The sequence below is a fragment of the Clostridium sp. AF19-22AC genome (genome assembly GCF_003479085.1).
Taxonomy (GTDB): Bacteria; Bacillota; Clostridia; order Lachnospirales; family Lachnospiraceae; genus Faecalicatena_A; species Faecalicatena_A orotica.
Genome location: NZ_QUGN01000006.1, coordinates 134,986 through 146,965 on the forward strand (window position 1 = coordinate 134,986; position 11,980 = coordinate 146,965).

Here is an 11,980-nt window from a genome sequence, read left to right on the forward strand (position 1 = left end):
GCTGAGATATCCTTTGATGACGGTATATCTGTCAGCCGGAAATGCTGTTCATAAACATCCGAACCGTGCTTTCAGTGACAGGCACACTGAAGACAGGGCCGATCACGATGAATTCGTCATGGCTTTCACGGGCCACATATCCAAAATAACTGAAGGACTGCATAATCACGTAGTCCGGGTTCTTTTCAAAATGAAGGAGTGACGGAAGCGATGAGTGCGTATCGTGCAGGCCCTCGAAAACTGTGGGATAAGAATAGAGTACATTTCCAGGGGTCCTGCACACACTAACAGGTATAAAAGTAGACGCATAAAACAGGCGGCAAAACTCTTTTAGATTCTCAATCATTTATGGATAAACTCCTTTCGGTATCTGATAATCGTATGAATGCTGTGATGGCGATATTTTCCCTGATGAGATGATTTTATAATAAAATGATTATAATTACAATACTTCCGGGCGGCTATATGTTATTTTATATAAAGCAGCATTAGTTATGATGATAATTTTATAATCAGAAGATCATGTAAAAGAAGGGAGTCAGCAATATGGAACAACAGAAATTAAAAGAATTGATTGCACAGATGACGTTAGAGGAAAAGGCTGGGTTATGCTCCGGTGCGGATTTCTGGCATACGAAAGGAGTAGAACGCCTTGGTATTCCGTCAGCAATGGTAAGCGACGGACCTCACGGCTTAAGAAAACAGGATGATAAAGCGGACCATCTGGGAGTCAATGATAGTATTAAGGCGGTATGTTTCCCGGCAGGCTGTGCCACGGCATCCAGTTTCAACAGGGAATTGGTGGAGCAGATGGGAGAGACTCTTGGAGAAGAGTGCCAGGCAGAGGGAGTCAGTACATTACTCGGGCCGGCAATGAATATCAAGCGTTCTCCACTGTGCGGACGTAATTTTGAGTATTATTCAGAAGACCCGTTTTTATCCTCCGAGATAGCGGGGGCGTTTGTACATGGCGTGCAGAGTAAAAATGTAGGTACGAGCCCCAAGCATTTTATGGCAAATAACCAGGAGTACCACAGAATGACTAGTTCTTCCGAGATGGATGAGCGGACGATGAGAGAGATTTACCTGGCATCCTTTGAGGGGATGGTCCGCAAAGAAAAACCGTGGACCATCATGAATTCCTACAATCGTCTGAACGGGACCTACCTCTGTGAAAATAAAGAAATGCTTACAGACATTCTGAGGGAAGAATGGGGATTTGACGGATACGTCATGACAGACTGGGGTGCTATGAATGACCGCGTAACCGCGTTAAAGGCAGGCTGTGACCTTGAGATGCCTGCTTCACATGGAATCACGGACGCACAGATTGTAGCGGCGGTACAGGACGGGACACTAGAAGGGGAAGTACTGGACCGGACCTGTGAGAGAATCCTGAACATTGTATACAGATTTGAAGACAACAGGGATAAGGAAGCTGTTTTCCATCTGGAAGAGGATCATGAGAAAGCACGTACAGTTGAAGAAGAGTGCATCGTGCTTCTAAAGAATGAGGATTCGATCCTGCCTCTGAGTGGCAATATGAAAGCTGCATTTATCGGGAAGTATGCTGAGACACCGAGATATCAGGGCGGCGGAAGTTCCCATATTAACAGCTTTAAAGTAGAATCAGCTCTCGAGGCTGCCCGCGGACTGGAAGAGTCTGCCGGTATAGAAGTTTCCTATGCAAAGGGATTTGACGATATCAAGGATGAGACAGATGAGGCACTTTTAAAAGAAGCCGTGGAAAACGCGAAGAATGCAGATGCTGCCGTAATCTTTGCAGGACTTCCGGATAACTTTGAGTCCGAAGGATATGACAGAAAGCATATGAGGATGCCGGACTGCCAGAATCGTCTGATTGAAGCAGTTACAGAAGTTCAGCCTAATGTCATTGTTGTTCTGCACAATGGCGCCCCTGTGGAAATGCCGTGGCTCAGTAAAGTGAAAGCGGTTGTAGAAGCTTATCTGGGCGGACAGGCAGTCGGAGGCGCGGTTGTCAACATCCTGTACGGCAGGACAAATCCGAGCGGCAGGCTGGCAGAGACCTTCCCGGTACGCCTGAATGATACACCGTGCTATCTGACATATGGCGGAGAGCATGATAAGTCTGCATATACGGAAGGTGTCTTTGTTGGATACCGTTATTATACATCAAAGGATATGCCGGTATTATTTCCATTCGGTTATGGGCTTTCCTATACAACATTTGAGTACAGCAATCTGGTACTTGACAAGAAAGAAATTAAGGAAAGTGAAAAGCTCTGTGTATCTGTCGATGTGACCAATACCGGCAAGTGCGCCGGAAAAGAAGTGGTCCAGCTCTATGTATCGGCAAAAGACAGCAAGGTGATCCGCCCTGTAAGAGAACTGCGTGCATTTGATAAGATTGCACTTAACCCGGGAGAGACGAAGACAGTCCGTTTCGAACTTGATGCACGTGCTTACACATACTGGAATATGGATATCCATAACTGGCATGTGGAAAGCGGAAATTATGAAATACAGATTGGAAAGTCAGCCAGTGAGATCGTCCTGAAAGAGAATGTGAAGGTGGAATCCGGGACTGTGATACCAAAGGAATATAACATGAACTCCACAATGGGTGAGATCCTTGCAGACCCGAAAGGTAAAGCAATTCTGGAACAGGCAATGGGGGCTTTGTCCGGCGGAATGGTGCCGGATACAATGGCTGAAGATGACGGCGGCGGAGCCATCGGCAAAGAAATGATGGAAGCCATGATGGACGGCATGCCGCTCAGACAGCTCTTGAGCTTTGTGCCGGGGATTCAGAAAGAAACATTGGAGCAGCTCATTGTGGCGCTGAATAGTTAGTTTACATATAGCCAGAACCAGCAAATTAACGGTTCTGGCTATTTATATTTTGTTAGAATTAGCACTCAGGGGTTGACAGTGCTAAAAATGCGTGTTATATTACAAGTAGAACAAAAAAGAGATAAATGTAATCTCCTTCTTGTTCTTTCTAAATAGATAACACCTCGGATTTCTCCGACAGTGCTATGTAACAAGATCAACTAATGTCATACCCAGAGATCTTTGTTTGAGACCCTGGGAAGATATGCGGCAGCATGAAAGGTTTAATAGGAAAGGAGATATGACTTATGATGATGCCTAGTATTTTTGGAGAAAATTTATTTGATGACCTGATGGATTTCCCGTTTGAGAAGGACTTCTTTGGCGGCAAGAACCCGCTGTATGGAAAGCATGCAAGGAACATGATGAAGACCGATATCCGTGAGACGGACAATGGATACGAAGTAGACATTGACCTTCCGGGATTCAAGAAAGAGGAGATTAATGCGAAACTGGAGAATGGATATCTTACCATATCCGCAGCAAAAGGACTTGACAAAGATGAGAAGGACGAGAATGGTAAATATATCCGCCGTGAACGCTACGCGGGCAGCATGAGCAGAAGCTTCTACGTTGGAGAAGAAGTAACGCAGGAGGATGTTCATGCGAAGTATGAAGACGGTATTCTGCGCCTGCAGGTTCCGAAAAAGGATGCACCTGCCGTAGAGAAGAACGACTATATAGCAATTGAAGGATGATCGTAAAAGGAAAAGGCTCACCGGCCCATGACAGGCCGGTGCGCCTTTTTTGTAAACAAATTCTTTCCATATCAGATTACATATTCCATAATATAGTCATCCATGATATAGCCATTACCTATATCAGCCTGCTGTGTGTTGATTGTCTCGAAGCCTAAATGACGGTATACAGCCAGGCTTCCATCATTATGTTTGTTGCAGGTGAGCCATATGGAGGTTAGCCCTCTTTCCCTGCACAGTGCCTTTAAGAAGTCAAATGCCTTTGATGCCAGCCGGCGTCCGCGGCATTCTTTTTTTACATAGAGTTTGCTCAGGAACAGTTTCCCGTTCTCTGGGTGTATGCCGCAGTAACCACAGAATTCCCCGCCGTCAAAAAGCTGGTAATACTCATATCCGTCTCCCAGCTGGGATTTCAGGGCCGGTACAGACTGGAATTTGTCTACCATGTATTCTACCTGTCCGGTTCCGATGATCGGTGTAAAATGTTCATGCCAGATGATATCTGCCAGTGCCGCTACTTCTTCAACCTGATTGTCGGTGTCTACTTTGATTGTCTGAAATGTGTCGGTCATAGTTGATACTCCTTTTATGTATAATAATTAAATAAGATGAAACATACTGTGTATGAATCAAATACATGCTAAAATAGCTGTAAATAAGTATAACACTTTTTACGGTGAAAGGTAAATGTCCGGGAAGTTTATAAATATTTTATATTTTTAATAATTTTATTAGCACTCACTTCAAAAGAGTGCTAATTTCTTATTGACTTTTAAAAACCAGTGTATTAGAATATCTACTAGATGACAAAGGGTCACATAAACTTGTACTATAATGAAAAGGAGTGTTATATATGGGAACAAAAAAAGGTAACTTATCCATTGACAGTGAGAATATATTTCCGATTATTAAGAAATGGGTATATTCTGACCATGATATTTTTATGCGTGAGCTTGTATCAAACGGCTGTGATGCCATCACAAAGCTGAAAAAGCTTGATATGATGGGAGAATATGAACTGCCGGATGATTACAAGGCTAAGATTCAGGTAATTGTCAATCCGGAAGAGAAGACTTTAAAGTTTATTGATAACGGTCTTGGAATGACGGCCGACGAGGTAGAAGAGTACATTACACAGATCGCGTTCTCAGGTGCAACACAGTTCTTAGAGAAATATAAAGACAAGACGACAGAAGATGATATGATCGGACACTTCGGTCTGGGATTCTATTCCTCATTCATGGTTGCTGACGAGGTTCACATCGATACTTTATCTTACCAGAAGGATGCCGCTCCGGTACACTGGGTAAGTGAAGGCGGTACCGAATATGAGATGCAGGAAGGGAATAAGACAGAAGTCGGAACTGAGATCACACTGTTCCTGAATGAGGACAGCCTCCAGTTTGCCAATGAATACAGGGCAAGAGAAGTGCTTGAGAAATACTGTTCCTTCATGCCAGTGGAAATTTTCCTGTCAAAGGCGAATGCAGAGCCTGAATATGAGACAATCGACGAAGAAGACATTCTCGATACAGATGAAGTTGTAGAACATATCACGGAGGAACCAAAAGAAGGAGAAGAGGGCGAGCCGAAGAAGAAAGCAAAGATCGTGAAACGTCCTGTTTCTTTAAGCGATATCCACCCATTGTGGGCGAAGAGTCCAAGTGAATGTACGAAAGAAGAATATATTGATTTCTACCGCAAGGTATTTATGGATTATAAAGAACCACTGTTCTGGATCCACCTGAATATGGACTATCCGTTTAACCTGAAAGGAATCCTCTATTTCCCGAAGATCAACACAGAATATGATTCCATCGAGGGAACAATCAAGCTGTACAATAACCAGGTCTTTATTGCGGACAATATCAAAGAAGTGATTCCGGAATTCCTGATGGTCTTAAAGGGCGTGATCGACTGTCCGGACCTGCCGCTAAATGTATCAAGAAGTGCGCTGCAGAATGACGGATTCGTAAATAAGGTTGCAGATTACATCTCCAAGAAGGTTGCAGACAAGCTGAACGGTATGTTCAAGACCGACAAAGAAAATTATGAAAAATACTGGGACGATATTAGTCCGTTTATCAAGTTCGGATGCCTGAAAGACGAGAAATTTGGTGAAAAGATCAAAGATTCCATCATCTTTAAGAATCTGGACCACAAGTACCTGACTCTGGAAGAGTGCATTAAGGCTAATGGCGGTCTGGAAGAGACTCCGGAAGAGGGAAAAGACACTGCAGCGGAGCCAGAGGCAGAAAATAAAGATTCCGATGCGGCAGAGAATGCTGACGAGAATGAAACAGAAGAAAAGAAGACAAATATTTACTATGTAACAAATGAACAGCAGCAGAGCCAGTATATCAAGATGTTCAAGGAACAGGGACAGGATGCGATCCTGTTGACACATAATATCGATTCCGCATTTATCACTTATCTGGAGCAGCGCAATCAGAATGTAAGCTTCCAGAGAATTGATGCAGAGGTGCATGATTCACTGAAAGATGAAGTGACAGAGGAAGAGAAGGAAGTATTCCAGAAAACAACAGACAGTCTGGTAGAAATTTTCCGTAAGGAATTGAACAATGATAAACTGGACGTAAAAGTTGAAAAGCTCAAAGATGATAATGTTGCGTCTATGGCAGTGCTGCCGGAACAGTCCAGACGTATGGAAGAGATGATGAAGATGTACGGCATGGGCGGAATGGATGCAGGTATGTTCGGAAGCCAGGCAACACTGATCCTGAATGCGAACCATCCGCTGGTACAGTTTGTTGTGGAGCATAAACGCAGTAAGAGTGTACCGGTAATCTGCAAACAGCTCTATGATCTGGCGATGCTGGCACATAAGCCGCTGAGTCCGGAAGAGATGACCGCATTCGTACAGCGCAGTAATGAGATTATGCTGCTGCTTACGAAGTAAAAGACTATTTATATAAAAGAAGAGCCCTGACGGGCCCATCTGTAGACTGAAATTACGGATGGGGCCCGTCAGGGCTTTTCTTCATTTTATATAGTTCATCGTAATCATAACTGCATCAGGATAAACTTTCGAAAGGAATCTGTTTTTGTGCAAGGTATCTTTGCACCATATTGTCCCATGCGTGCTCCAGAGACTTGTCCATCGAGAAGCTTTTCAGGGAAGTTCCGGTAATACACTGGAGCATGGTTCCGTCATAGCGTATATTCATGTAAAGCCCCTGTACCTGGCCAGGTTGGAAATCTAAATTATTTTGCTCGATGAGCCTGGCTATATTTTTAGGGGACAGGCTGAATATGAATTTGAAACTTAGTGGAGTCTTTTTGCCTTTGATAAGGGAAAAACAATAGTCCCGCAGAGATTTCCAGCTGGAGTATTCAGGCAGGTCCTCTTCTTCGGGGAAGAAGGGCTTCTGGATGAAGCCGTCTATTGTAAAGGTGTTGAAGGTTACGATTTCCCCTTCTATAAATAGGAAACTGTCGAATGTTTCGGATAACAGTAAGTGGGACATAAAATCTTTTACGCTGGTAAGGTGCAGGGATATCATATATGTTAACCTCCGTAGTGTGTTCTTGAATTAAGCTCGAAAATATCTCGCTAAGTGTAAATAGTATACCATAAATACGAAACTCGTGAAATACCTCGTTAAGTTTTTATGATTTTCTTAAAATTCGGTTCCCACGGGACAGAAACGTTGACTTTTGCAGGCAAAAAAAGTATGATAAAATGTATATTTACTATGTTATAAATAATGAAGGTATTTTGCAGGAGAGGTCTTAAATACGGATGATGAAGAAAAAGAAACATAAAGTGGCTAAATACTGCTGTATAGCTGTAGGCATTCTGATCCTTGGAATTTTGATTGCAGAAGGAATCAGCAGCCTGTCCCGCGGGAAGGTTGATACTTCGGAGGGACTCAAGATTATAAAGCAGGCTAAGAAAGCAGATGTGACTGCGATAGAGAATAAGATTGAGAAGCTGGAGGAGAAGGATAAGGCGGACAACAAGGAGAAAGACAAGGAAGATGAGGATACAGACAGAAACTATAAAGCGATATTCGCAAACGCCGTGATTATGGGAGACTCTATCTCAGAGGCATTTACAGAGTATGATATTCTGAACGCCTCAAGTGTGATTGCGAAGATCGGTGTGGAATTGGATGAGTTGGATGACCAGGTGGCTAAGGTGGAGAAGCTGAATCCGCAGGTGATTTTCCTGTCATACGGTATGAATGATATTATCGCGACAAACGGGAATACAGATGAGTTCGTGAAGCAGTATGACGCCCTGTTGAAGGAGCTGCAAAAGAAGCTCCCGGACACGAAGCTGTTTGTGAATTCGATTTTCCCGGTTCAGGATCAGGAGATAGAGAGGCAGCCGGTTTATGAAAAGCTGGCCGATTATAATGAAGTTTTGCGTGAACTCTGTGACAAGAGACAGATCGCCTTTATTGACAATACAGATCTGGCTTCAGATAGTGATTATGAAGAGGATGGTGTGCATTTTAAGGCGGAATTCTATCCTTACTGGCTGAACCGGATGGCGGAGGTGGCCGCATTATGATGCAGGAGAAAAATATACAGAGGCGTGGACCCGGAAAGAATATGATACTGAAATACTTCGTATTGGTGATGATCATTGCTTATATCGTCGTCCTTATGATTTATACGAGTGGCAGCACCAAGTCGTTCGATAAGATTGAAAAGGCTGTTGAGTCGTCCCTTGATACGGAAAATCTCACGAAAGTGGATGTTCAGGGCCTTAAGCGTTACTACGGGCTTAACAGTGCGGACTATGACGGTGTTATGCTTTACAGTTCACAGAAAAGTATGTCGACAGAGGAAGTCCTTCTGATTAAGGTGAAGAATGACGGGCAGATGCAGCACGTAAGAGATGCGGTCCAGAAGAGAATTGAGAACAGGAAGAATGATTTTGAGGGGTATGCGCCTGAGCAGGTAAAGCTGCTTGAGCAGGCGCAGCTGTCTGTGCGGGGAAAATACCTTTTCCTGGCCATTGCTCCTAAGGCAGAAGCCTACAAGGATGCCTTTGCAAAGAGTCTTTAAATACGGGGAGAGGAAGCTAAAAGATGTTATTTAGCAGTGTTACTTTTTTATTTGTGTTTCTGCCGGTTACAATGGCATTGTATTATATCGTCCCTCAAAAGTTCAGAAACGTAATCATGCTGATTGCCAGCCTGATTTTCTACGCATGGGGCGAGCCGATCTATATTGTTTTGATGGTTCTGTCCATACTGCTGAATTATATCTGCGGTCTGGACATTGAAGATAAGCGGGATGATCCCCGGAAGATGCGCAGAAGCCTGATATTTGCGGTAGTGGTGAATCTGCTTTTGCTGGGATTTTTCAAGTATTACGGATTCCTGCTGGACAGTCTGAATGCGGTGCTGCCTGTTGATATTCCTTACAGGGACCTGCCGCTGCCGATAGGGATTTCGTTCTATACATTTCAGGCAATGTCATACATCATAGATGTTTACAGGGGAGAGGCGAAAAGCCAGAAAAATATTCTGTATTTTGCTCTGTATATCAGTATGTTTCCACAGCTGATAGCAGGTCCGATTGTACGTTACGTCGATATCGAAGCGCAGCTTAAGAACAGGGTGCTTTCCATGAGGAAGTTTGGCCTTGGTGCTGAATATTTTATTATCGGTCTGGCGAAGAAAGTGATTCTGGCCAACTCTATCGGCCAGATTTATGAGCAGATCGCTAGTCTGCAGATGGGAAGCTTTTCCGTTTTAACTGCATGGGTCGGTTGTATCTCCTATGCATTCCAGATCTATTTTGACTTCAGTGGATACTCGGATATGGCTATCGGGCTCGGGAAAATGTTTGGTTTCGAATTCCGGAAAAACTTTGATTATCCGTACATTTCTACCAGTATCACCGAATTCTGGAGAAGGTGGCATATATCCTTAAGCACATGGTTTCGGGAATATGTGTACATACCGCTGGGAGGCAACAGATGCACACAGTCCAGACAGATCATGAATCTGCTTGTTGTATGGATGCTGACAGGGTTATGGCACGGGGCGGCATGGAACTTCCTTTTCTGGGGACTTTACTACGGTATACTGCTTGTGCTGGAGAAGTTTGTGTGGGGCAGGAAGCTGGAGCGGCTCCCTTCAGCTGCAAAGCATATTTATTCGATGGTATTCGTTCTCATCGGGTGGGTGTTCTTCTTTAGTCCGAGCCTTGGGTATGCATTCAATTATATCGGAGTGATGTTCGGCGCCGGGGCGAGTGCGTTTGCCGACAAACAGGCACTGTTCTACGTGTTTACACACTGGCTGCTTTACCTGATTGCAATTCTCGGGTCTTCTGCCCTTGGATTAAACCTCTTAAAGCAGATAATTGGTGGGTTTAACAGCGCCCGGATCAGAAAAGTGGCTGCAGGAGTAGTCTACATTAGTATATTTCTGATTTCGGTGGCATATCTCGTGACAGAGACATTCAATCCATTTTTATACTTTAGATTCTAGGTGGGAATATGAACAATAATAAGAGAAAAAAGAAAAGATGGCCGGAAAGCTTTGTTGGTAAGGCATTTATAATCTGCCTGCTTGTATTGATTGCGGCAAATCTTTTGTATCCTTCGAAAAAGAAATCTACAGAAGAGAATAGAATGCTGACAGAAAGGCCGAAAATGACGGTAAGTGGTCTGGTTTCAGGCAGTTATATGAAACAGTACGAGAGCTATCAGGCGGACCAGTTTATAGGACGTAATTTCCTTAGGAAATTGAAAGTCACACTGAACCGGATCGGTGGCAGCAAGGAAGAGAACGGCGTATTCATCGGGAAAAAGGGGCAGCTTTTGGAAGATATAGCTGTGCCTGAACAAGACTCTTTAAAAAGTAATGTTGATGCAATTAAGAACTTTGCGGAATCTTACGATGATATTCCGGTCAGCATGATTCTTGTACCGGATGCGGCAAGTGTGTTAAGCAGCAGACTGCCTTCGCTTGCGTCCGTTGCAGACCAGAATGCATGCATCAGCCAGGTAAAAAAGGAACTGGGCAGTTCTGTACAGTGGATCGATGCCGTACAGGCAATGAATAAGCATAAGGAAGAAAAGATATACTATAAGACAGATCATCACTGGACCACGCTTGGTGCTTTTTATACTTTTCAGGAAGCAGCACCGACGCTGGGAATCAGTACAGATGTATCCAGTTCCTTCGTTTCCTACCCGGTAGCCACAGATTTTAACGGGACACTGGCGGCAAAGAGCGGGTGCAGGATGGGTGAAAAAGAAGAGATTGACATCTATGTGCCGAAGGATGCGGATAATGATGTCATCGTGAATTATGTGGATGAGCAGGTGAAGGAGACGACGCTTTATGAGGCAGATATGCTGAAAACAAGGGATAAATACGCAGTTTTCCTTGGCGGCAATACGTCTCTTATCGACATTAAAACACTGGCGCCGGGACAGAAACGGCTTCTGGTGGTAAAGGATTCCTACGCCAACAGTTTTGTTCCGTTTCTGACTCCTTACTTCAGGGAAATCGTCATGCTGGATCCAAGATACTATACAGGGAATATACAGGATGTGATGGATACATATAACATTACGGATGTTTTATTCCTTTACAACGGCAATACTTTTTTCCAGGACAATAATATAAGCGGAGTACTGAGCAGTGAGCAATCGGATTAAACAGGAGTTTACAGAGAAAAAGGAGCCAGTAAGGCTGAATAAATATTTAAGCGAGGCAGGCGTCTGCTCCAGACGGGAGGCAGACAGGCTGATCGAAAGCGGACAGGTGAGCGTTGACGGGAAACGGGCGGATATGGGGATGAAGGTGTCCCCGGGGCAGACCGTGAAGGTCGGGCGAAAGACCGTGTCCCGCAGTGAAGAGATGGTCGTGCTTGCGGTGAATAAACCGAAGGGGATTGTCTGTACAGAAGAGCGCAGGGAACGCAGCAGCATTATCCGGTTTCTGAATTACCCGGTCAGGATTACGTACGTGGGCCGTCTGGACAAGGACTCCAGAGGCCTGCTTCTTATGACTAATAACGGCGATATCATTAATAAAATGATGCGTGCGGGCAACCGGCATGAGAAAGAGTACAAAGTGACCGTGGACAAAGAACTGACACCGGCATTTATCGAAAAGATGTCCAATGGAGTTCCGATTCTGGATACTGTGACGAGGCCGTGTACCGTAAAGAAGATCGGAAAGTATACATTTACGATTATTCTTACGCAGGGGCTTAACAGACAGATCAGAAGGATGTGCGAGGCACTCGGATACCAGGTGAAAGATCTTGTGAGAACGCGAATCATGAACATAGAATTGGGAAGGCTAAGAGAAGGGGAATACCGGAAGCTGACCGACCGGGAACTGAATGAACTCTATGAGCAGATCAAGGACTCATCCAGTGAAACGGTGATAGATGGAAGAGATTAA

At 44.3% G+C, this 11,980-nt stretch carries 11 protein-coding genes; 8 read left to right on the forward strand and 3 right to left on the reverse strand.

The genetic code is table 11. The features are described from left to right. Positions 1 to 31: 31 nt before the first annotated feature. Positions 32 to 346, reverse strand: a complete 315-nt coding sequence (locus DWX43_RS09105) for a hypothetical protein (protein ID WP_118620086.1) — start codon at positions 344 to 346, stop codon at positions 32 to 34. 200 nt (positions 347 to 546) lie between these two features. Here DWX43_RS09105 and DWX43_RS09110 point away from each other — a divergent pair, with 200 nt between their 5' ends. Both DWX43_RS09110 and DWX43_RS09115 read left to right on the forward strand, forming a co-directional pair. Then, positions 547 to 2,835 carry a glycoside hydrolase family 3 C-terminal domain-containing protein gene (locus DWX43_RS09110; RefSeq protein WP_118620087.1) on the forward strand — a complete coding sequence of 763 codons (2,289 nt, stop codon included), beginning with the start codon at positions 547 to 549 and terminating at the stop codon, positions 2,833 to 2,835. A gap of 287 nt (positions 2,836 to 3,122) precedes the next feature. Continuing rightward, positions 3,123 to 3,572, forward strand: a complete 450-nt coding sequence (locus tag DWX43_RS09115) for an Hsp20/alpha crystallin family protein (RefSeq protein WP_118620088.1) — start codon at positions 3,123 to 3,125, stop codon at positions 3,570 to 3,572. A 71-nt stretch (positions 3,573 to 3,643) separates the two neighbouring features. Here DWX43_RS09115 and DWX43_RS09120 read toward each other — a convergent pair whose 3' ends face one another. Beyond that, positions 3,644 to 4,144 carry a GNAT family N-acetyltransferase gene (locus DWX43_RS09120; RefSeq protein ID WP_118620089.1) on the reverse strand — a complete coding sequence of 167 codons (501 nt, stop codon included), beginning with the start codon at positions 4,142 to 4,144 and terminating at the stop codon, positions 3,644 to 3,646. Positions 4,145 to 4,425: 281 nt separating this feature from the next. Here DWX43_RS09120 and htpG point away from each other — a divergent pair, with 281 nt between their 5' ends. Further along, entirely contained in the window at positions 4,426 to 6,492 is a 2,067-nt protein-coding gene (htpG, locus tag DWX43_RS09125; protein WP_118620090.1) for a molecular chaperone HtpG, read from the forward strand. Between the two features lie 115 nt (positions 6,493 to 6,607). Here the strand turns inward: htpG and DWX43_RS09130 are convergent, their stop codons facing one another. Next, a complete protein-coding gene (locus tag DWX43_RS09130; protein WP_118620091.1) occupies positions 6,608 to 7,096 on the reverse strand; it encodes a DUF5721 family protein in 489 nt (162 codons plus the stop codon). A gap of 239 nt (positions 7,097 to 7,335) precedes the next feature. On the opposite strand from DWX43_RS09130, the gene DWX43_RS09135 reads away from it, so the two are divergent. From DWX43_RS09135 to rluF, 5 genes are read left to right on the forward strand one after another with little or no spacing between them, the layout of a single operon-like run. Next, positions 7,336 to 8,112, forward strand: coding sequence for a GDSL-type esterase/lipase family protein (locus tag DWX43_RS09135; protein ID WP_330582238.1), 777 nt, complete (start codon positions 7,336 to 7,338; stop codon positions 8,110 to 8,112). Then, on the forward strand, positions 8,109 to 8,612 hold the full coding sequence (locus DWX43_RS09140; protein WP_243099283.1) for a DUF4358 domain-containing protein: 504 nt from the start codon (positions 8,109 to 8,111) through the stop codon (positions 8,610 to 8,612). Before DWX43_RS09135 ends, DWX43_RS09140 begins: the two co-directional genes overlap by 4 nt. Positions 8,613 to 8,635: 23 nt before the next feature. Further along, positions 8,636 to 10,048: an MBOAT family O-acyltransferase gene (locus DWX43_RS09145; protein WP_109731005.1), complete on the forward strand. Its 1,413-nt coding sequence runs from the start codon at positions 8,636 to 8,638 to the stop codon at positions 10,046 to 10,048. 8 nt (positions 10,049 to 10,056) lie between these two features. Further along, on the forward strand, positions 10,057 to 11,226 hold the full coding sequence (locus tag DWX43_RS09150) for a DHHW family protein (RefSeq protein ID WP_109731006.1): 1,170 nt from the start codon (positions 10,057 to 10,059) through the stop codon (positions 11,224 to 11,226). Then, positions 11,210 to 11,980, forward strand: coding sequence for a 23S rRNA pseudouridine(2604) synthase RluF (gene rluF / locus DWX43_RS09155; protein ID WP_109731007.1), 771 nt, complete (start codon positions 11,210 to 11,212; stop codon positions 11,978 to 11,980). The genes DWX43_RS09150 and rluF overlap by 17 nt, the downstream gene beginning before the upstream one ends.

Bases quoted from the DNA above. Each gene is read 5' to 3' on its own strand.
- DWX43_RS09105 (WP_118620086.1), bottom strand. From the start codon at position 346: ATGATTGAGAATCTAAAAGAGTTTTGCCGCCTGTTTTATGCGTCTACT.
- DWX43_RS09110 (WP_118620087.1), top strand. From the start codon at position 547: ATGGAACAACAGAAATTAAAAGAATTGATTGCACAGATGACGTTAGAG.
- DWX43_RS09115 (WP_118620088.1), top strand. From the start codon at position 3,123: ATGATGATGCCTAGTATTTTTGGAGAAAATTTATTTGATGACCTGATG.
- DWX43_RS09120 (WP_118620089.1), bottom strand. From the start codon at position 4,144: ATGACCGACACATTTCAGACAATCAAAGTAGACACCGACAATCAGGTT.
- htpG (WP_118620090.1), top strand. From the start codon at position 4,426: ATGGGAACAAAAAAAGGTAACTTATCCATTGACAGTGAGAATATATTT.
- DWX43_RS09130 (WP_118620091.1), bottom strand. From the start codon at position 7,096: ATGATATCCCTGCACCTTACCAGCGTAAAAGATTTTATGTCCCACTTA.
- DWX43_RS09135 (WP_330582238.1), top strand. From the start codon at position 7,336: ATGATGAAGAAAAAGAAACATAAAGTGGCTAAATACTGCTGTATAGCT.
- DWX43_RS09140 (WP_243099283.1), top strand. From the start codon at position 8,109: ATGATGCAGGAGAAAAATATACAGAGGCGTGGACCCGGAAAGAATATG.
- DWX43_RS09145 (WP_109731005.1), top strand. From the start codon at position 8,636: ATGTTATTTAGCAGTGTTACTTTTTTATTTGTGTTTCTGCCGGTTACA.
- DWX43_RS09150 (WP_109731006.1), top strand. From the start codon at position 10,057: ATGAACAATAATAAGAGAAAAAAGAAAAGATGGCCGGAAAGCTTTGTT.